This window comes from Pseudomonas sp. BR20 (assembly GCF_050780135.1).
GTDB lineage: Bacteria > Pseudomonadota > Gammaproteobacteria > Pseudomonadales > Pseudomonadaceae > Aquipseudomonas.
Genome location: NZ_CP172012.1, coordinates 6,521,606 through 6,539,906, shown reverse-complemented (window position 1 = coordinate 6,539,906; position 18,301 = coordinate 6,521,606). Strand labels below are relative to the sequence as shown.

Below are 18,301 nucleotides of genomic sequence, written 5' to 3'. Positions count from 1 at the left end.
ACCGGGCAGTTATAAAAGTAGGGGCTTTGGTTGAAAGCCGGCCCCTGAACTTGCCAGACTGTCGCCCTGTTTTGTTGCCCTCTGGAAGGGTCGCTGAACATAAAAGAACGTGGCCCAAAAAAGAAAAAATTGGAGCATCACCAAATGAAGGCATTAGGTTTGAAGAACGCTGGCAAGACCCTCCTCGCCTTGTCCCTGATGGGCGCAATGGCGGGCGCGGCCCAGGCAGACGATAAAGTGCTGCACGTCTACAACTGGTCCGACTACATTGCACCGGACACCATCGCCAACTTTGAAAAAGAGTCGGGCATTAAAGTGGTGTACGACGTTTTTGACAGCAACGAGACACTCGAAGCCAAGTTGCTGGCAGGCAAGTCCGGTTACGACATCGTCGTACCGTCGAACAACTTCCTCGCCAAGCAGATCAAGGCCGGTGTCTACCAGGAGCTGGACAAGTCCAAACTGTCCAACTACGGCAACCTGAACACCTCCCTGCTTAAAGCCGTGTCGGTCAGCGACCCGGATAACAAGCATGCTTTCCCGTACATGTGGGGTTCGATCGGCATCGGCTACAACCCGGACAAGGTCAAGGCCGCGCTGGGCGTGGACAAGATCGATTCGTGGGACGTGCTGCTCAAGCCTGAAAATATCGCCAAGCTCAAGAGCTGCGGCGTGAGCTTCCTCGACTCGCCGACCGAAATGCTGCCGATCGCGCTGCATTACCTGGGCTTGCCAACCGATAGCCAGAAGAAGGCCGACCTCAAGCAAGCCGAAGACCTGTTCCTGAAAATCCGTCCTTCGATTGGCTACTTCCACTCGTCCAAGTACATCTCCGACCTGGCCAACGGCAACATCTGCGTAGCCGTGGGTTACTCGGGTGACATCCAGCAGGCCAAGTCCCGCGCGGCTGAAGCCGGGGGCAAGGTCAAGGTGGCCTACGACATTCCGAAAGAAGGCGCCGGTAGCTTCTTCGACATGGTCGCCATCCCTAAAGATGCCGAAAACGTCGACGCTGCTTATAAGTTCATGAACTACCTGCTCAAGCCGGAAGTCATGGCTTCGATCACCAACAGCGTACGTTTCCCGAACGGTAACGAGAAGGCCACCGCACTGGTCGACAAAGACATCACCAATGACCCGGGCATCTACCCGCCAGCGGATGTGCAAGCCAAACTCTACGCCATTGCAGACTTGCCGGCTGCCACCCAGCGTGAAATGACGCGCAGCTGGACCAAGATCAAGTCCGGTAAATAAACCGGTCTTTGTTAACCACCGCGCAGCCCGCGGTGGTTAATGAAACAAATAAATGACAGAAAGTTTTGCCGGATCGGTTTATCGAGGGTAAGTTGCGCGCCGGTTTTGTTGCCGGGCAACAACTTTAAGGCCCAACTATTTAAGAGGACCTCCACTTGCCAATTTCTTTATTTCGCCAAGCCTTGCTGGTAGGTGCAGGTATCACGCTGGCTGTCAGCGTGCAGGCCGCACCGACCGTGCATATTTATAACTGGTCGGACTACATCGGTCCCGACACCCTGGCCAACTTCGAAAAGGCCACCGGCATCAAACCCGTGTATGACGTGTTTGATTCCAACGAAACCCTGGAAGGCAAGTTACTGGCCGGGCGTACCGGCTATGACGTGGTGGTGCCGTCCAACCACTTCCTCGGCAAGCAGATCAAGGCCGGTGCGTTCCAGAAGCTCGACAAGTCGCTGCTGACGAATTACGCCAACCTGGATCCGGTGTTGCTCAAGCGCCTGGAGAAGAACGACCCGGGCAATCAGTACGCCGTGCCGTACCTGTGGGGTACCAATGGCATCGGTTACAACGTCGACAAAGTGAAGGAAGTGCTGGGCGTCGACAAGATCGACTCCTGGGCCGTGTTGTTCGAACCGGAAAACATGAAGAAGCTGGCCACCTGCGGTGTGTCGTTCATGGACTCGGCGGATGAAATGCTGCCGGCAGTGCTTAACTACATGGGCCTGGACCCTAACAGCACCAACCCGGACGACTACAAGAAGGCCGAAGAAAAGCTGCTCAAAGTGCGGCCCTACGTGACCTACTTCCATTCTTCCAAATACATCTCCGACCTGGCCAACGGCAACATCTGCGTAGCCGCCGGGTTCTCCGGCGATGTGTTCCAGGCCAAGGCTCGCGCAAGCGAAGCGGGCAAAGGCGTGAACATCGCCTACGCAATTCCGAAGGAAGGCGGCAACCTGTGGTTTGACGTGCTGGCGATTCCCAAGGATGCCACCAACGTCAAGGAAGCCCACGCCTTCATCAACTATTTGCTGAAACCTGAGGTGATCGCTCAGGTCAGTGACACCGTCGGCTACGCCAACCCTAACCCAGGGGCGGACAAGCTGATGGAGCAATCGATACGCACCGACGAAGCGGTTTACCCACCGCAGGCGGTTCTCGACAGGACATTCGTCAACTTCGAGCTACCCCCGAAAGTGCAGCGTTTAATGACCCGTAGCTGGACCAAGGTCAAGACGGGTAAGTAAGGCTCACACTATCCTGGGTTCGCCCGCCTCGGGCGAACTGCACTCTTTTTTGGGAGTTTCGTAAATGGCAGTTGCCTCCGGCGCCTATAAGAAAGCCCTCGAGGGCGACCAGACACCGAAAAAGGTGCTGGTCAAAATCGACCGGGTCACGAAGAAGTTCGACGAGACGATTGCCGTGGACGATGTGTCCCTGGAAATCAAGAAAGGCGAGATCTTCGCCTTGCTCGGCGGTTCGGGTTCGGGCAAGTCCACCCTGCTGCGCATGCTCGCGGGCTTCGAGCGCCCGACTGAAGGTCGGATTTACCTCGACGGTGTGGACATCACCGATATGCCGCCCTACGAGCGGCCGATCAACATGATGTTCCAGTCCTACGCCTTGTTCCCGCACATGACCGTAGCGCAGAACATCGCGTTCGGCCTGCAACAGGACAAGATTCCCAAGGCCGAGGTCGATGCCCGCGTGGCCGAAATGCTCAAGCTGGTCCAGATGAGCCAGTACGCCAAGCGCAAGCCGCACCAGTTGTCCGGTGGCCAGCGTCAGCGTGTGGCGTTGGCGCGCTCACTGGCCAAGCGCCCGAAACTGCTGCTGCTCGATGAGCCGATGGGCGCTCTCGATAAAAAGCTGCGCTCGCAGATGCAACTGGAACTGGTAGAGATCATCGAGCGCGTCGGCGTGACCTGCGTGATGGTGACGCACGACCAGGAAGAGGCCATGACCATGGCCGAGCGCATCGCGATCATGCACCTGGGCTGGATCGCCCAGATCGGCAGCCCGATCGACATCTACGAGACGCCGACCAGCCGCCTGGTGTGCGAATTCATCGGTAACGTCAACATCTTCGACACCCAGGTGGTGGACGACGCCGAAGGCCACGCGGTGCTCAAGTGCCCGGACCTGGACCGCGACATCTACGTGGGCTACGGCATCGCCACCTCGGTGGAAGACAAGTCGGTGACCTACGCCATCCGCCCGGAAAAACTGCTGGTCACCACGGAAATGCCGACCTGCGAGCACAACTGGTCCAGCGGCAAGGTGCACGACATCGCCTACCTGGGCGGCCACTCGGTGTTCTACGTCGAGCTGCCAAGCGGCAAGCTGGTGCAGTCCTTCGTCGCCAACGCCGAACGCCGTGGCCAGCGCCCAACCTGGGGTGACCAGGTGTACGTGTGGTGGGAAGACGACAGCGGCGTGGTACTGCGCACATGAACATGAAGAAGCTCAAGCGGCGCTTGCACCGCATCGTCCCCAGTGGCAAGCAGGTGGTCATCGGGATTCCGTTCCTGTGGCTGTTCCTGTTTTTCGCCCTGCCGTTTTTCATCGTCTTGAAAATCAGCTTCGCCGAAGCCGACGTAGCGATCCCGCCGTACACCGAGATCTACACCTACGTCGAACAGAAGCTGCAGGTGGTGCTGAACCTGGCCAACTACAGTTTGCTGGCAGGTGATGAGCTGTACATCGCGGCGTACCTGGGCTCGCTGAAAATGGCGTTCTTCAGCACGCTGCTGTGCCTGCTGATCGGCTACCCGATGGCCTACGCCATTGCCACTGCGCGCAAAGAGATGCAGACCGTGCTGGTGCTGCTGATCATGATGCCGACCTGGACCGCGATCCTGATCCGCGTGTATGCGTGGATGGGCATCCTCAGCAACAACGGTTTGCTCAATGGCTTCCTGATGTCCATGGGGTTGATCAACGAGCCGCTGCAGATCCTCAACACCAACATCGCGGTGTATATCGGCGTGGTCTATTCGTACCTGCCGTTCATGATCCTGCCGCTGTACGCCAACCTGGTGAAGCATGATCAGAGCCTGCTGGAAGCCGCATCGGACCTCGGTTCGAGCACCTTCAACAGCTTCTGGAAAATCACCGTGCCGCTGTCCAAGAACGGCATCATCGCCGGCTGCATGCTGGTGTTTATCCCGGTGGTGGGCGAGTTCGTGATCCCGGAACTGCTCGGCGGCCCGGAAACCCTGATGATCGGTAAAGTGTTGTGGCAAGAGTTCTTCAACAACCGTGACTGGCCGGTGGCGTCTGCCCTGGCGGTAGTGATGCTGGCGATCCTGATCGTGCCCATCATTCTGTTTAACCGCAGCCAAGCCAAAGAGATGGAGGGCAAGATATGAAGCGCGTCAGTTTCTCAAGCTTCATGCTGGTGGCGGGGTTGTTGTTCATCTACCTGCCGATGCTGATCCTGGTGATCTACTCGTTCAACGAATCCAAGCTGGTAACGGTGTGGGGCGGTTGGTCGATCAAGTGGTACGTGGGCCTGCTGGACAACACCCAGTTGATGGGCTCGGTGGCGCGCTCCCTGGAAATCGCCTGCTACACGGCGGTGGCTGCCGTTGCGCTGGGTACGTTGGCGGCGTTTGTGCTGACGCGCATCAGCCAGTTCAAGGGCCGCACGCTGTTCGGCGGCCTGGTGACCGCACCGTTGGTGATGCCGGAAGTGATCACCGGTCTGTCGCTGCTGCTGCTGTTCGTGGCCATGGCGCAGATGATCGGCTGGCCCCAGGAGCGTGGCATCGTCACCATCTGGATCGCCCACACCACGTTCTGTGCGGCGTATGTGGCGGTGGTGGTATCGGCGCGCTTGCGTGAGCTGGACCTGTCGATCGAAGAAGCGGCGATGGACCTGGGCGCGCGGCCGTGGAAGGTGTTCTTCCTGATCACCATCCCGATGATCGCGCCGTCGTTGGCGGCGGGCGGCATGATGTCGTTCGCACTGTCCCTGGATGACCTGGTACTGGCCAGCTTCGTCTCGGGCCCGGGCTCTACGACGTTGCCGATGGAAGTGTTCTCGGCCGTGCGCCTTGGGGTAAAACCCGAGATCAACGCCGTGGCCAGCCTGATTCTGCTGGCGGTGTCGCTGGTGACCTTCCTGGTGTGGTTCTTCAGCCGACGTGCCGAAGAGATGCGCAAGAAGGCCATCCAGCAAGCCATCGAAGAAGCCGCTGCCGATGGTTGGCAGCAACCAGACAAGCGTCGGGCTCCAGCGCCGGTCTAAAGGTGGGAGGGGGCTTGCTCCCGATGGCGGTGGGTCAGTCAATAGATGCAGTGACTGACACTCAGCAATCGGGGGCAAGCCCCTCCCACATTTGATCGCATTTCAACTCCGCTACGCCAACCACGGCGACTTGCGAATCACCTCGACAAAATTCATCGGCTTGAACCCCGGCTCCTGATCCACCAGCACATCCGTCTTCACGTTGCCAAACGTGGTCTGCGGGCGATGGCGCAAGCCGTCGGCAAACGCGCAGATGATGCACTCCTTGAACCCTTCACCGCGTGGATGCGCATGCACCACGGCGTCGCGCTGCACGCTGCTGAACGCGGCGTAGTCCATGCCCAGCACGTCCATTTCGACGCCGGCTGTCACCAGGGCCACGGTCGGGCGCAGGTGCTGCGGTACGCCCGGCGTGGTGTGCAGGGCGATGGACAGCCACACCTGTTCGATATCGTCGTCGCTCAGCCCGTAAGGCTTGAGAAAGGCCGCGGCGGCGTTGGCGCCGTCCACTTCGAAGCGTTCGTCGTCACTGCGATGGCCTTCCACCAGGCCCAGGTCATGGAACATGGCGCCGACGTAAAGCAGCTCCGGGTTGTAGGCCAACTGCTTGCGCTCACCGCTCAAGGCGCCGAACAGGAACACCCGGCGCGAGTGGTGGTAGAGCAGGTCGGATTCGATGTCGCGGATGTATTCGGTGGTGGCCTTGGCCAGGGCGCTGTCCGGGATCTTGATGCCGGCGATGGTGGTGGTCATGGTGTTCTCCTCTGGAAAGCATCCAGTCTGGTCGCGCGCCCGTGAAGCGGCCAGGGTGACGAGGGTGCGATCCCGGCCAATCTGCCGCCACATCGTGCCAAGGGGAAATCGGCTAGGGTGTAGCGGGCGATATCACTCTGGAAGCCTGCGAAAATCCCAGTGTGGGAGGGGGCTTGCTCCCGATTGCTGAGTACCAGGCACTGCATCTGCTGACTGATACAGCGCCATCGGGAGCAAGCCCCCTCCCACAGGGTTTGCATTTTATTCCGCTAGAAAAAGGTGTCTGTGAGCATGCACAAGACCGTCGCGATCCTGATCTTCCCCGGCGTCCAGTCACTGGATGTGACCGGTCCCATGGATGTGTTCTGCGAAGCCAACCGCTTTCTGCCGCCCCAGGATCACTACCAGATAGAGGTCATCGGGCTGGGCCACGGCACCATGGCCGCCTCCAACGGTTTGGCATTGCAGGCCCATCGGCATTACAGCGAAGCCCTGCAAGCCTATGACTTGCTGCTGGTCGCCGGTGGCCCGCAGCTGCCGTTCGAAGATTTCGGCGCGCCGTTCGATGAGTGGCTACGGGGTGCAACCGCCAGGGCGCAACGCTTCGGTTCTGTCTGCAACGGCGCTTTCATGCTGGCGCGCGCTGGATTGCTGGATGGCAAAACCGTCACTACCCACTGGAACGATGCCGCCGACCTGGCGCGTCTGTGCCCCTCGGCCCAGGTCGAAGCCGACCGCCTCTACGTGCAGGACGGCAACCTCTACACCTCGGCCGGCGTCACGGCGGGCATCGACTTGTCGCTGTACCTGCTGGCCCAGGACCACGGCCCGGAAGTGGCGTTGAGCGTGGCCAAGCGCCTGGTGGTGTTCACCCAGCGTTCGGGCGGGCAGTCGCAGTTCAGCCCGTTTCTTACACCCCACGCCGAAACCACATCGGCGGTAGCGCTGGTGCAGCTGTATGTATTGGCGAATTTGACCGGGGATCTGACCATCGCCGACCTGGCAAGGGCCGCCAATATGAGCGCGCGCAATTTTTCTCGGGTGTTTGCCCGGGAGGCGCAGGTTACGCCTGCGGAATTTGTTGAGCGGGCGCGGGTGGATGCGGCGCGGGTGATGCTTGAAAGTACTCACGCGCCATTGAAAACCGTGGCGTACCAATGCGGTTTTCGCGATGCCCAGCACATGCGCAGTGTGTTCAATCGCCGCCTGGGGGTGACGCCGCAGCAGTTTCGGCTCAACTTCGCGCCCCCAGCAACGGCGTAGACCAACTGTAGGCGTTGGCTTGCATAGGGCTACCGCGCCGGTAGTAGCTTCAAGGTGCCGCGCGTATTCGCCGTGACTTCCTCATCACTGAAATGCGCCTGCTCGTAACCGCCTTCGATATAGGTCTCTGCCTGGTCGCCATAGTGCTTGTCAAACGGCACACCGCTTTGTCCGACCGGGTTGATCGTCAGTGCATGGGCCACATCGGCGAAGTCGATCAGACGGCGGGTCGAAGGGCCGTAGGTCACTGGCCATGGCGCGGGGCCGATGACGGCCGACTGGTTGTTCGGCACTTCGTGGGTGCCGGGGGCCGGGAACGGGCCGACGTTGACGATCAGGTCCAAGGGTTTCTGTGAGCCCAGCGGATGACCGTGGGTCAGGGTATGGGCCTTGCCCCATTGCCATTGCGTCGGGTCATCGCCGAAGGTGGCCTTGAGGTGCGCGAGGCTGTTGTCCCAGGCCCGCTTGACACTGTCGGCGCGCTTGCCGTCCCACCAGGGCGAGGCCGGGTCGGCAGCCAGGCGGGGCAGGGCGGCGTCGATCACGCGGGTCGTGAGCAGGGTCTTGAACATACCGTCGCCCAGTTTCGGGTGGAAAGCCGTGTCGGCGAGGTTGAACAGGAACTGGTTGAACAGCGTGGCGCTGGTGGAATCCAGCGGGTAGTCACCCTTCCAACTGGCAAGCTGTTCCACCAGCTTCAACTGCGCCGGGTCCGTGACCACCTCGCGCAGTACCGGCAACAGCGGCGCGAGCAGGCGCGGGCCGAAGGCGGTGGTGGTGCCCAGTTGCAGGGCCTGGCTGTTGTTCACATCCCACTTCACGCTCTTGTCGCTCAACTGCGCGTTCAACTGCTGGCCACGGTCGGCGGGGTTGTAATAGCCGGGGATTTCCATGCCGGTGGGCGATACTGGCTGGGCATTGGCCGACACCACATAGCCACGCGCCGGGTTTTCTTCCTGGGGGTTGGCGCTGAAGGGGTAGAAGCCCGGCTTGTCGGCCTGGGCGGTGCTGCCGTCGAGGATAAAACCTGGGTTGGTACCTGCCGGGCGAATCGGCAACTGTGCCGCCGCCCACCAGCCGATATCGCCCTTGGCATTGGCCCACACGATATTCAGCCCCGGTGCCGACACCTTGGCCGCCGCCGCGCGCGCCTTGGCCAGGGTGTCGGCGCGGTTGAGCTGGTAGAAACCTTCGAGGATCGGGTTCTGGGTGTCAAGGAACGCCCACCACATGGCAATCGGCGTCTTGCCGCCGTTCTCGCCAAGCACGTCATTGACGATCGGGCCGTGGGGCGACTGGCGTAGGGTGAGGCTGACCGGTGCCTGGCCTTTTACGGCGATCTGTTGCTCGCTGCGGGTCATGTCGACCCACTGGCCGTGGTACCAGACCTGGTTGGCGTTGTCCGGGTTGACCTTTTCGGCGATCAGGTCGAGGTCGTCGTTCTGGAACATGGTCAGGCTCCAACCGAAATCCAGGTTGTGCCCGAGGAAGGCCACGGGAACCAGCGCGTTGTGGTAGCCATACAGCTCAAACCCCGGCGCCGACAGTTGCGCCTCGTACCACACCGATGGCACCGAGAAGCGGATATGCGGGTCACCCGCCAGCAGCGGTTTGCCGCTCTTGGTGCGACTGCCACTGATGGCCCAGGCGTTGCTGCCCTCGAATTGCGGCAAGCCGCTGTCGGCCAACGCCTGCTCGCTCAGGGCTGCGAGGGCGTCGAGGGTTTTCCAGTCACTGTCGGCGAGGTTGAGGGCGCCCTTGGGTTGCCAGTCGAGGTCGAAGACTTTCAGGTAATCGCTGCCCAATTGGTCGCGCAGGTAAGTCAGCAAGGGTTCGGTACGAAATGCAGCGGCAAAACTGTAGGCCATGTACCCGGCGACGCTGATGGTGTCCTCGGCGGTAAACGGGCGCCTGGGGATGCCCAGCACGTCGAACTCCATCGGGCGGGCGTGGCTGTCCTGATATTGGTTGATCCCGTCCAGATAGGCTTGCAGGGCCTTCCAATGCGCCGACTCATGGTCCTGCTGCGCCACGTAGGTGGCGGCGCGGTCGCGAATGCGCAGGCTGCGGAACAGCTTGTCGGTCTCCAGCAGCTTCGGCCCGAGCACCTCGGCCAACTCGCCACGGGCCAGGCGCCGCATGACCTCCATCTGGAACAGGCGGTCCTGGGCATGCACGTAGCCCAGGGCGCGATACAGGTCGGTCTCGTTCTCGGCGCGAATATGCGGCACGCCACGGTCGTCGTAGCGCACGGTGACCGAGCCTTGCAGGTTGGCCAGTTCAACCGTGCCCTGGCGGCTGGGTTGCTTGCTGTAGACGTACCAGCCCGCACCGAGGCCGATCAGCACCAGCAGAACCGCGAGAACCCGCAAGACGCGCTTCATGGACATTCCTTACCGAGAGTGGGTGGCGAGCTACAAATCTTTCGACCACGAACAATAGCAGCCCACCGCCAGGGTGTGCGTGGCATTCACCTCTCGCCCAGCTTCAAGGGCTTTCAGGATCGGCTCGATAAAACTGTTATTGGCGTTACACGTCAGCCCTTCGCTGTACGGCCCGAAATACGCGAGCTTGCCGGTTCGGTCCCAGATGCCCACGGCCGGGCTGGCCGGCACTTGGTCGGCGCCGGGCAGGGCGGTGAGGGTTTTCATCTGGCGCAGGTTATCGGGCAACTGACCGTGGCTGCCGGCTTTTTGCAGGGCATAGAACTCGACGCCCTGGGGCGCGTACTGCTCGATCAATTCGCCCAGGTGTTGCTGGTTGCCCACATTGCACGGGCAAGCCGGATCCCAGAAATGCACCAGGCGGATCGGCCCGGGGCCTGCGAGTTCGGCGGGCAGTTGCAGGGCATCGCCGGAAAACACTGCCGTGTGTTCACTGAAAGCGCGCAGGTAGCGGCCCTGGAACCAGTCATACGCCGCCCACAGCACACCGGCGCAGATGATCAGGATCAGGCTGGCGAACAGGGCGTTACGGTAAGGCTGTCGCATTCGGATCTATCCTCGCAGGTCGCGTAGCTTGCCATGCTTGTCCTGACAGATGAATATCGCAGCTCGATATTCATCTTCGCCGCAAGTCTGGAACCCTTTATGCCCGTGACCTTTGACCCTGATCACCTTCGCGAAAGCCTGCGGCCCCTGGTGGATGCGCAACCGCTTTCAGCCGAAGCGCGGGTCTACCAGCGTTTCTATGGACTGGACCTGAGCACACGCAAAGTGCCGACAGTGAGTCGGCTGGGGCGTTTCGAGGTGGCTGGGTTTGAGGTGGTCGCTCAGGTGTGGTGGCCGCCCGTGCCGGTGGCGACGATGTTTATGTTCCACGGCTTCTACGACCATATGGGCCTGTATCGCCACGTAGTGAACTGGGCGCTGGACCAGGGCTTTGTGGTGATCGCCTGCGATTTGCCGGGCCATGGCTTGTCCAGCGGCGCGCGCGCCAGCATCGATGATTTTGCCGTGTACCAGGATGTGGTGCAGGCGCTGTTCGTCCAGGCCCAAGCGCTGCAATTGCCGCAGCCCTGGCATTTGTTCGGGCAAAGCACCGGCGGCGCGGTGGTGGTAGACCACCTGCTCAACCAGGGGGCCGAGAGCCCGGCCCAAGGCAAGACCTTCCTGCTCTCACCGCTGGTGCGGCCGCGTGCGTGGGGGTGGTCGCAGGTCAGCTATTACCTGCTGCGCCCGTTCGTCAAAGGCATCGCCCGGCGTTTCAGCGAGAACACCAATGACCCGCAGTTCAAGCCGTTCCTGGAGGCCGACCCGCTTCAGCCGCGCCAATTGCCAACCGCCTGGGTAGGGGCGCTGGCGCGCTGGATCAAACGCATCGAAGCCGCCCCGCGCAGCCCACGGCGGCCGGTGATTGTGCAGGGTGAGGAAGACATGACGGTGGATTGGCAGCACAACTTGCAGGTGCTGCGGGGCAAGTTCGACCAGCCCGAGGTGTTAATGCTGCCGCGTGGCCGGCATCACCTGGCGAATGAGATTCCGGAGATTCGTGAAGAGTATTTCCGGTATTTGACAGACCATTTGAAATAACACAATCCAAATGTGGGAGGGGGCAAGTCGAATCGTCGCACCGCGCCTCCCACATTTTCTACTGCGTCAGGCTTGAAGTGCTCTGGCCGACCGCCAGCCCCGCACGAATCGCTGCCAGCGCCGCCTGGTAATACGCCTTACCCTCCGGCGACTCCGCAAACGTCGCGAACTCCTCCAGCTCAGGGTCGGACAAATCCCGATAGACGTACAGCAACGTGTTGTTCAAGTCCTTGTCGATCTGTTGCATCAGCCGCTCACGCTGCCCATTCAACATGCCCTGAGCCTGGCCACCACCCAGCAGGCCGGGGATCATCTGGCTCAAGCTGTCGGCGGCTACACCGGCAATCGCCAGGCTCACTTCGGCCCCGGCTTCACGGGCAGGCAGGGCCTGGGCCAGGTGGCCGATGATCAGGCTGCGGGTGGCGTCGGCTTCGATCTTGGGCAGGCCCTGGGCATTTTTTGCCAGTTGGTCACGGCGCGTGGCCAGCAATTCGGCGGCGACGATCTTGCGGCCCAGCGGCGACTGGAAGAACGCCAAGGCGGGCTTGGGGTCCGCCAGGTTCTTGCGCAGTTGCGCCTCGGCACGTTGGTCCATGGCCTGGGCGCCAAAGCGTTTATTGCTGTTGTCCACCAGCGCCTGGTACACCGCCGGCGGCAGGCTATTGCGGTAGCGTTGCTGGGCAGCACTGAGGGCGTCATTGAAGTGCGCACGTTGTTCGGCCCAGCCGGCGACCTTGTACAACTGGTCATGGCCGTCTGCCCAGGCGGGCAAAACGCAGAACATCAGCAAGGAAAAAAACAAACGACGCATATGGACTCCTGTCAGTCGGCCACTATTGTCCGTGTCGGGCGTAGGATTTGTCGAGAAGTCCTATCAGTCACCTGACTAAAGTGTATTCAGACGCTCGGCGGCTCTGTCGGATTCACAGGCGTATGGATACTATGCGCGCCATGCAAATACCCCTCGATCACCCCCTGCTGCAACGCATCGTTGATGACCTGGCCGAAAAAGGCTGGTCGCAGCAGAACGGCTTCCTGCCCCAGGCTCTGACCCTGGAACTGGCGGCTGAGTGCCGTAAACGTGCGGCCGAGGGCGAATTAGCCCCTGCGGCGGTGGGGCGCGGACCGGCCCAGGAGATTCGCGAGGGCATTCGCGGCGACCATATCCAGTGGCTGGAGGAGGGCGACGCGGCGGTCTGCGACAGCTATATGGCGGTGATGGACAGCCTGCGCCTGGCGATGAACCGTGGTTTGTTCCTCGGCCTGGAGAATTTCGAAAGCCACTTCGCGATGTACCCGCCCGGCGCGTTTTACCTCAGGCACCTCGACCGTTTTCGCGACGACGACCGGCGCATGGTCTCGGCGGTGATCTACTTGAACGATGCCTGGCTGCCCGAGCACGGTGGCCAGTTGCGCATGTACCTCAAGGACGGCGTCGAATACGATGTGGTGCCCACCGGCGGAAGCCTGGTGGTGTTCCTGTCGGGCGAGGTGCCCCACGAAGTCATGCCAGCCACGCGCGAACGCCTGTCCCTCACCGGGTGGTTTCGCCGGCGCGGCAACGAGCCGTTTTAACCATGCAAAAGATTCTGATCAGCCGCTGCCTGCTCGGCCACAAGGTGCGCTACGACGGCGGGGCCAGCGGGCCGTTCGACGCGTTGGCGGCGTGGCAGGCTGAAGGTCGTGTGGTTGCGATCTGCCCGGAAGTGTCGGGCGGTTTGCCGACGCCCAGGCCCTCTGCCGAGATTCCGGGCGGGCAGGGCATCGATGTGTGGGAAGGCCGCGCCCGAGTGCTGACTGCCGAGGGCGAAGACTTCAGCGCCGCCTTCCTCGACGGCGCCCGCCAAGCTCTGGCGTTGGTGCAGCGCCATGACATCCGTATCGCCATCCTCAAGGCCAATAGCCCGTCCTGCGGCAACCTGCTGACCTATGACGGTACCTTCACCAGTGTAAAGGTCAGTGGCGAGGGTGTAACGGCGGCGCTGCTCAAGCGCCATGGCGTGCAGGTGTTCAGTGAGCTGGAGTTGCCTGAGGCGGCACAGGCGTTGGCGCGCCTGTAGGGGCGTCGCCCTCGAACCACTTCTGCGACAGCGCCGTTAATCGGCCATCGTCCTTCACCCGCTTCAGTGCCCCGTCCAAGCTCGTCTTGAAGGCCGGGTTGCCCTTCTGGAACGGGATCGCCAACTCAGGCTTCTCGTGATAAGCCTCGCTGAAATCGAAACGATCCTTAAGCTCGGCAGTCATAGCGATATGGTTGATGGCCACATCGTATTTACCGGTTGAGACCCCTGGCAGCATATCGGCGTCATCGGTGGTGATAAATGAGGGGCGCACGTCCATTTCTTTTGCCAGCAGTTCACCCAGCTCGACTTCAAAGCCGGTGAGTTTGTCGCCTTCCTTGAAGTTGTAGGGCGGGGTGTTGGCTTCAAGGGCGATGCGCAGTTCGCCGCGATCATTTACATCGTCGATCAGTTCGGCGTGAGCCAGGGGGCTCAGAAGGGGTAGCAAAAGTAACAGGCCAGGCGAAAAGCGCATGGTCACTCCTAGAGAATTCGAATGTGCGAGGCGCCGTTCAGCATCGCTTTGCTATGGTGGTGAGTGCCTTGGACAGCAATTTATCGCGAAGTTGTCGAAACCCTACAGATTTCACAGAAAAACTGGAGAAGCGAATGAAAGCCCTATTGTCCCGTGCAACGATTGCCAGCCTGTTGCTGGGTGCCTCGATGTTGGCGACCGCCGCCGACGGCATCCCGCGCAGCGCTCCACCCGAAGGCGCCAAAGTGTTTATCGTCTCGCCAAAAGACGGTGCCACCGTCGATAAAACCTTCACCGTCAAATTCGGCATGGAAGGCCTGAAGCTGGCCCCGGCCACTGACCAAACCGCAGGCACCGGCCACCACCACCTGCTGATCGACCAGAAAGCGCTGCCTGACGCCAGCGTGCCGATCCCGGCCACCGACACCGTGATTCACTACGGCAAGGCCCAGACCGAGACCGAGCTGACCCTCACCCCAGGCAAACACACCCTGCAACTGGTGGCCGGCGACAAGCTGCACATGCAGTTCGACCCGACGGTAGCCTCGAAAGTCATCACGGTTAACGTCAAGTAAGATGTGTTCAGACAAAAAAATGGGAGACCCACGCGGGCCTCCCATTTTTTTGTGCCGCGTTTGCAGCGTTAGAACAACACGCGGCTACGGATAGTGCCGTTGATGTGCTGCAGCTTCTCTTGCGCCAGGTCCGAATACTCGGCATCGACGTCGATCACCACGTAGCCGACCTTCTCGTTGGTCTGCAGGAACTGACCGGAGATGTTGATGCCGTTTTCCGCGAAGACCTTGTTGATCTCCATCATCACGCCAGGGATGTTCTGGTGGATGTGCAGCAGACGGTGCTTGCCAGGGTGAGCCGGCAGGGCCACTTCCGGGAAGTTGACGGACGAGACCGACGTACCGTTGTCGCTGTACTTGACCAGCTTCTCCGACACTTCCAGGCCGATGTTGGCCTGGGCTTCAGCGGTGGAGCCGCCGATGTGCGGGGTCAGGATCACGTTGTCCAGGCCACGCAGCGGGCTTTCGAAGATGTCGTCGTTGGAGCGTGGCTCCACCGGGAACACATCGATTGCGGCGCCGATCAGGTGCTTGTCCTTGATCGCGTCGGCCAGGGCGTCCAGCTCGACCACGGTGCCGCGTGCAGCATTGATCAGGATGCCGCCTTTCTTGATGGCGCGGATTTCCTTCTCGCCGATCATCCACTGGGTCTCAGCGGTTTCCGGAACGTGCAGGGTGACGATGTCGGACATGCCCAGCAGTTCGGTCAGGCTCGACACCTGGGTGGCGTTGCCCAATGGCAGCTTGGTCAGGGTGTCGTAGAAGAACACCTGCATGCCCAGGCCTTCGGCCAGTACCGACAGTTGCGTACCGATCGAGCCGTAACCAACGATACCCAGCTTCTTGCCCCGGATTTCGAAGGAGTTGGCCGCGCTCTTGATCCAGCCGCCACGGTGGCAGGAAGCGTTCTTCTCAGGAATACCGCGCAGCAGCAGGATGGCCTCGGCCAGCACCAGTTCCGCTACGGAACGGGTGTTGGAGTACGGCGCGTTGAACACTGCAATGCCGCGCTCGCGCGCTGCGTTGAGGTCGACCTGGTTGGTGCCGATGCAGAAACAGCCGACCGCCACGAGTTTCTTGGCGTGGTCGAAGATCTCTTCGGTCAGCTGAGTGCGGGAGCGAATGCCGATAAAGTGCGCGTCGGCGATCTTTTCCTTGAGCTGGGCTTCCGGCAGAGAACTGGTGATGTACTCAATGCTGGAGTACCCGGCGGCCTTCAGTACGTCGACGGCCGATGGGTGGACGCCTTCCAGAAGAAGGAACTTGATCTTGCTCTTATCGAGAGAAGTCTTGCTCATCTGCGTAAACCTGTATCCCGGAGAAAAATGGCAGGGAATCGAGCAGCGCAAGCTGACCCGGACGGCAGGAAAGCCGTCACCGCAGAAACGCCCTTGGGCTCTGTCCTGCGGGGGCGGTATGCTAGCATACGCGCCCCGCTAAACACCTATTCCTGCGACGTGAAGCGTTCTCAGGATGACCATGAATTGTTCGAGAGTTCTGTCGATGACCCATCCTGCCCTGATTGATGAGCTAAAGACCCTGGTTGAGCCCGGCAAAGTGCTGACCGACGCCGACTCCCTGGAGGCTTACGGCAAGGATTGGACCAAGCACTTCGCGCCCGCGCCGACCGCCATCGTGTTCCCCAAGACCACCGAACAGGTGCAGGCCATTGTCCGTTGGGCCAATGAGCATAAGGTGGCGCTGGTGCCATCCGGTGGTCGTACCGGTCTGTCGGCTGCTGCCGTGGCGGCCAATGGCGAAGTGGTCGTTTCGTTCGACTATATGAACCAGATCCTCGACGTGAACCTTACCGACCGCACCGCGGTGTGCCAGCCGGGCGTGGTCACCAAGCAATTGCAGAACGTCGCCGAAGAAAAAGGCCTGTACTACCCGGTGGACTTCGCGTCGTCCGGTTCCAGCCAGATTGGCGGCAATATCGGCACCAATGCCGGCGGGATCAAGGTCATTCGCTACGGCATGACCCGCAACTGGGTGGCCGGCATGAAAGTCGTCACCGGCAAGGGTGACGTACTGGAGCTGAACCGCGACCTGATCAAGAACGCCACCGGCTATGACATGCGCCAACTGTTTATCGGCGCCGAAGGCACCCTGGGCTTTGTGGTCGAAGCCACCATGCGCCTGGACCGTGCGCCGAAAAACCTCACGGCGATGGTGCTCGGCACCACCGATTTCGACTCGATCATGCCGGTGCTGCACGCCTTCCAGAGCAAGCTGGACCTGACCGCCTTCGAGTTCTTCTCCGATAAGGCGCTGGCCAAAGTCCTCGGTCGCGGCGACGTGCCCGCGCCGTTCGAAACCGAGTGCCCGTTCTACGCGCTGCTGGAATTCGAAGCCACCACCGAAGAAGTCGCCAACCACGCCCTGGAAACCTTCGAGCACTGCGTCGAGCAGGGCTGGGTGCTGGACGGCGTGATGAGCCAGAGCGAAACCCAGCTGCACAACCTGTGGAAACTGCGCGAGTACATCTCCGAGACCATTTCCCACTGGACGCCGTACAAGAACGATATTTCGGTCACCGTTTCGAAAGTGCCGGCATTCTTGAAGGAAATTGACGCGATCGTCGGCGAACACTACCCGGACTTCGAAATTGTCTGGTTCGGCCATATAGGCGACGGCAACCTGCACCTGAACATCCTCAAGCCGGAAAACCTGAGCAAGGATGAGTTCTTCGCCAAGTGCGCCACTGTGAACAAGTGGGTGTTCGAAACCGTTCAGAAGTACAACGGTTCGATCTCCGCCGAACACGGCGTGGGCATGACCAAGCGTGATTACCTGACCTACAGCCGCTCGCCGGTTGAGATCGAATACATGAAAGCAGTGAAGGCGGTGTTCGACCCGAACGGGATCATGAACCCTGGCAAGATATTCGCTGTTTAACCGCCCCCGAAGGAGTCGTTTCATGAGCTACCAGCACAAGTATGTCGACGGCACCAACATCCACTTTCCGGTGGGTAAGGTGGTGTGCATTGGGCGTAACTACGCCGAACATGCCAAGGAACTGGACAACCCGGTGCCGACCGAGCCGTTGCTGTTCATCAAGCCGGGCAGTTGCGTAGTGCCGCTGGAAGGCGGTTTCAGCATTCCGACCGAGCGTGGTTCGGTACACTACGAGGCGGAAATCGCGGTGCTGATCGGCAAACCGCTGTCGAACAAGCCCAGCCGTGAAGAAGTGCTGGATGCCATCTCCGGCTTCGCTCCTGCCCTGGATCTGACCCTGCGCGATAAGCAATCCGAACTGAAAGCCAAGGGCCTGCCATGGGAAGTCGCCAAGTCCTTCGATGGCGCAGCGGTGCTTGCGCCGTTCGTGGTCGGCAGCACCTTCGCGGACGTGACCGACATTGGCATTCGCCTGACCATCAACGGCGAAGTGCGTCAGGACGGCAACAGCGCGAGCATGCTCAACCCGATCGTACCGATGATCCAGTACATGGCCGGTTGCTTCTCGCTGCAGGCGGGCGACGTGATCCTCACCGGTACCCCGGCCGGCGTGGGCCCGTTGAATGTGGGTGATGACCTGGTGTTGGAGCTGACGGGTGTGAACCGCTTCGAAAGCAGCGTTCGCTAAGCACCTGGTGTGGGAGGGGGCAAGTCCCCTCCCACATTGGGTCCGAGTC

At 60.9% G+C, this 18,301-nt stretch carries 18 protein-coding genes; 12 read left to right on the top strand and 6 right to left on the bottom strand.

What is annotated here, in order from left to right; all coding sequences use genetic code 11:
- The first annotated feature begins 159 nt into the window (after window positions 1–159).
- The 5 genes from ACHPFG_RS30200 to ACHPFG_RS30180 all read left to right on the top strand — a co-directional run bounded on the left by ACHPFG_RS30200 (window position 160) and on the right by ACHPFG_RS30180 (window position 5,509).
- Window positions 160–1,254, top strand: a complete 1,095-nt coding sequence (locus ACHPFG_RS30200; RefSeq protein ID WP_431703535.1) for a polyamine ABC transporter substrate-binding protein — start codon at window positions 160–162, stop codon at window positions 1,252–1,254.
- Window positions 1,255–1,409: 155 nt separating this feature from the next.
- On the top strand, window positions 1,410–2,504 hold the full coding sequence (locus tag ACHPFG_RS30195) for an extracellular solute-binding protein (protein WP_131697559.1): 1,095 nt from the start codon (window positions 1,410–1,412) through the stop codon (window positions 2,502–2,504).
- Between the two features lie 64 nt (window positions 2,505–2,568).
- Entirely contained in the window at window positions 2,569–3,711 is a 1,143-nt protein-coding gene (locus ACHPFG_RS30190; protein WP_027608405.1) for an ABC transporter ATP-binding protein, read from the top strand.
- Window positions 3,708–4,628 carry an ABC transporter permease subunit gene (locus ACHPFG_RS30185; protein ID WP_027608406.1) on the top strand — a complete coding sequence of 307 codons (921 nt, stop codon included), beginning with the start codon at window positions 3,708–3,710 and terminating at the stop codon, window positions 4,626–4,628. The genes ACHPFG_RS30190 and ACHPFG_RS30185 overlap by 4 nt, the downstream gene beginning before the upstream one ends.
- Window positions 4,625–5,509, top strand: a complete 885-nt coding sequence (locus tag ACHPFG_RS30180; protein WP_015886412.1) for an ABC transporter permease subunit — start codon at window positions 4,625–4,627, stop codon at window positions 5,507–5,509. The genes ACHPFG_RS30185 and ACHPFG_RS30180 overlap by 4 nt, the downstream gene beginning before the upstream one ends.
- A gap of 111 nt (window positions 5,510–5,620) precedes the next feature.
- Here the strand turns inward: ACHPFG_RS30180 and ACHPFG_RS30175 are convergent, their stop codons facing one another.
- Entirely contained in the window at window positions 5,621–6,262 is a 642-nt protein-coding gene (locus ACHPFG_RS30175) for an HD domain-containing protein (protein WP_131697558.1), read from the bottom strand.
- A gap of 291 nt (window positions 6,263–6,553) precedes the next feature.
- On the opposite strand from ACHPFG_RS30175, the gene ACHPFG_RS30170 reads away from it, so the two are divergent.
- A complete protein-coding gene (locus ACHPFG_RS30170) occupies window positions 6,554–7,525 on the top strand; it encodes a GlxA family transcriptional regulator (RefSeq protein ID WP_431701227.1) in 972 nt (323 codons plus the stop codon).
- Between the two features lie 29 nt (window positions 7,526–7,554).
- Here the strand turns inward: ACHPFG_RS30170 and ACHPFG_RS30165 are convergent, their stop codons facing one another.
- Both ACHPFG_RS30165 and ACHPFG_RS30160 read right to left on the bottom strand, forming a co-directional pair.
- Window positions 7,555–9,909: a penicillin acylase family protein gene (locus ACHPFG_RS30165; RefSeq protein ID WP_431701226.1), complete on the bottom strand. Its 2,355-nt coding sequence runs from the start codon at window positions 9,907–9,909 to the stop codon at window positions 7,555–7,557.
- A 30-nt stretch (window positions 9,910–9,939) separates the two neighbouring features.
- Window positions 9,940–10,515, bottom strand: a complete 576-nt coding sequence (locus ACHPFG_RS30160) for a DUF6436 domain-containing protein (protein ID WP_131697555.1) — start codon at window positions 10,513–10,515, stop codon at window positions 9,940–9,942.
- Window positions 10,516–10,614: 99 nt separating this feature from the next.
- On the opposite strand from ACHPFG_RS30160, the gene ACHPFG_RS30155 reads away from it, so the two are divergent.
- Complete coding sequence (locus ACHPFG_RS30155) at window positions 10,615–11,556, top strand: alpha/beta hydrolase (RefSeq protein WP_431701225.1); 942 nt, start codon at window positions 10,615–10,617, stop codon at window positions 11,554–11,556.
- A gap of 58 nt (window positions 11,557–11,614) precedes the next feature.
- Here ACHPFG_RS30155 and ACHPFG_RS30150 read toward each other — a convergent pair whose 3' ends face one another.
- Complete coding sequence (locus ACHPFG_RS30150; protein WP_131697553.1) at window positions 11,615–12,367, bottom strand: DUF2059 domain-containing protein; 753 nt, start codon at window positions 12,365–12,367, stop codon at window positions 11,615–11,617.
- Window positions 12,368–12,498: 131 nt separating this feature from the next.
- On the opposite strand from ACHPFG_RS30150, the gene ACHPFG_RS30145 reads away from it, so the two are divergent.
- Together ACHPFG_RS30145 and ACHPFG_RS30140 are read left to right on the top strand one after the other, a co-directional pair.
- Complete coding sequence (locus ACHPFG_RS30145) at window positions 12,499–13,131, top strand: 2OG-Fe(II) oxygenase (RefSeq protein WP_431703534.1); 633 nt, start codon at window positions 12,499–12,501, stop codon at window positions 13,129–13,131.
- Window positions 13,132–13,133: 2 nt separating this feature from the next.
- Window positions 13,134–13,616, top strand: a complete 483-nt coding sequence (locus ACHPFG_RS30140) for a DUF523 domain-containing protein (protein ID WP_431701224.1) — start codon at window positions 13,134–13,136, stop codon at window positions 13,614–13,616.
- Here the strand turns inward: ACHPFG_RS30140 and ACHPFG_RS30135 are convergent.
- Window positions 13,567–14,091 (bottom strand): transporter substrate-binding domain-containing protein, encoded by a 525-nt coding sequence (locus ACHPFG_RS30135; protein WP_431701223.1) that lies wholly within the window; start codon window positions 14,089–14,091, stop codon window positions 13,567–13,569. The genes ACHPFG_RS30140 and ACHPFG_RS30135 overlap by 50 nt on opposite strands.
- 134 nt (window positions 14,092–14,225) lie before the next feature.
- Between ACHPFG_RS30135 and ACHPFG_RS30130 the strand changes: the two genes are divergently transcribed.
- Window positions 14,226–14,666 (top strand): DUF4399 domain-containing protein, encoded by a 441-nt coding sequence (locus ACHPFG_RS30130; RefSeq protein WP_131697550.1) that lies wholly within the window; start codon window positions 14,226–14,228, stop codon window positions 14,664–14,666.
- A gap of 68 nt (window positions 14,667–14,734) precedes the next feature.
- Here the strand turns inward: ACHPFG_RS30130 and serA are convergent, their stop codons facing one another.
- Window positions 14,735–15,964 carry a phosphoglycerate dehydrogenase gene (serA, locus tag ACHPFG_RS30125; RefSeq protein WP_010167810.1) on the bottom strand — a complete coding sequence of 410 codons (1,230 nt, stop codon included), beginning with the start codon at window positions 15,962–15,964 and terminating at the stop codon, window positions 14,735–14,737.
- 205 nt (window positions 15,965–16,169) lie between these two features.
- On the opposite strand from serA, the gene ACHPFG_RS30120 reads away from it, so the two are divergent.
- Window positions 16,170–17,564 carry an FAD-binding oxidoreductase gene (locus ACHPFG_RS30120; RefSeq protein WP_053127893.1) on the top strand — a complete coding sequence of 465 codons (1,395 nt, stop codon included), beginning with the start codon at window positions 16,170–16,172 and terminating at the stop codon, window positions 17,562–17,564.
- 22 nt (window positions 17,565–17,586) lie between these two features.
- Complete coding sequence (locus ACHPFG_RS30115) at window positions 17,587–18,252, top strand: fumarylacetoacetate hydrolase family protein (protein ID WP_431701222.1); 666 nt, start codon at window positions 17,587–17,589, stop codon at window positions 18,250–18,252.
- Window positions 18,253–18,301: the final 49 nt, after the last annotated feature.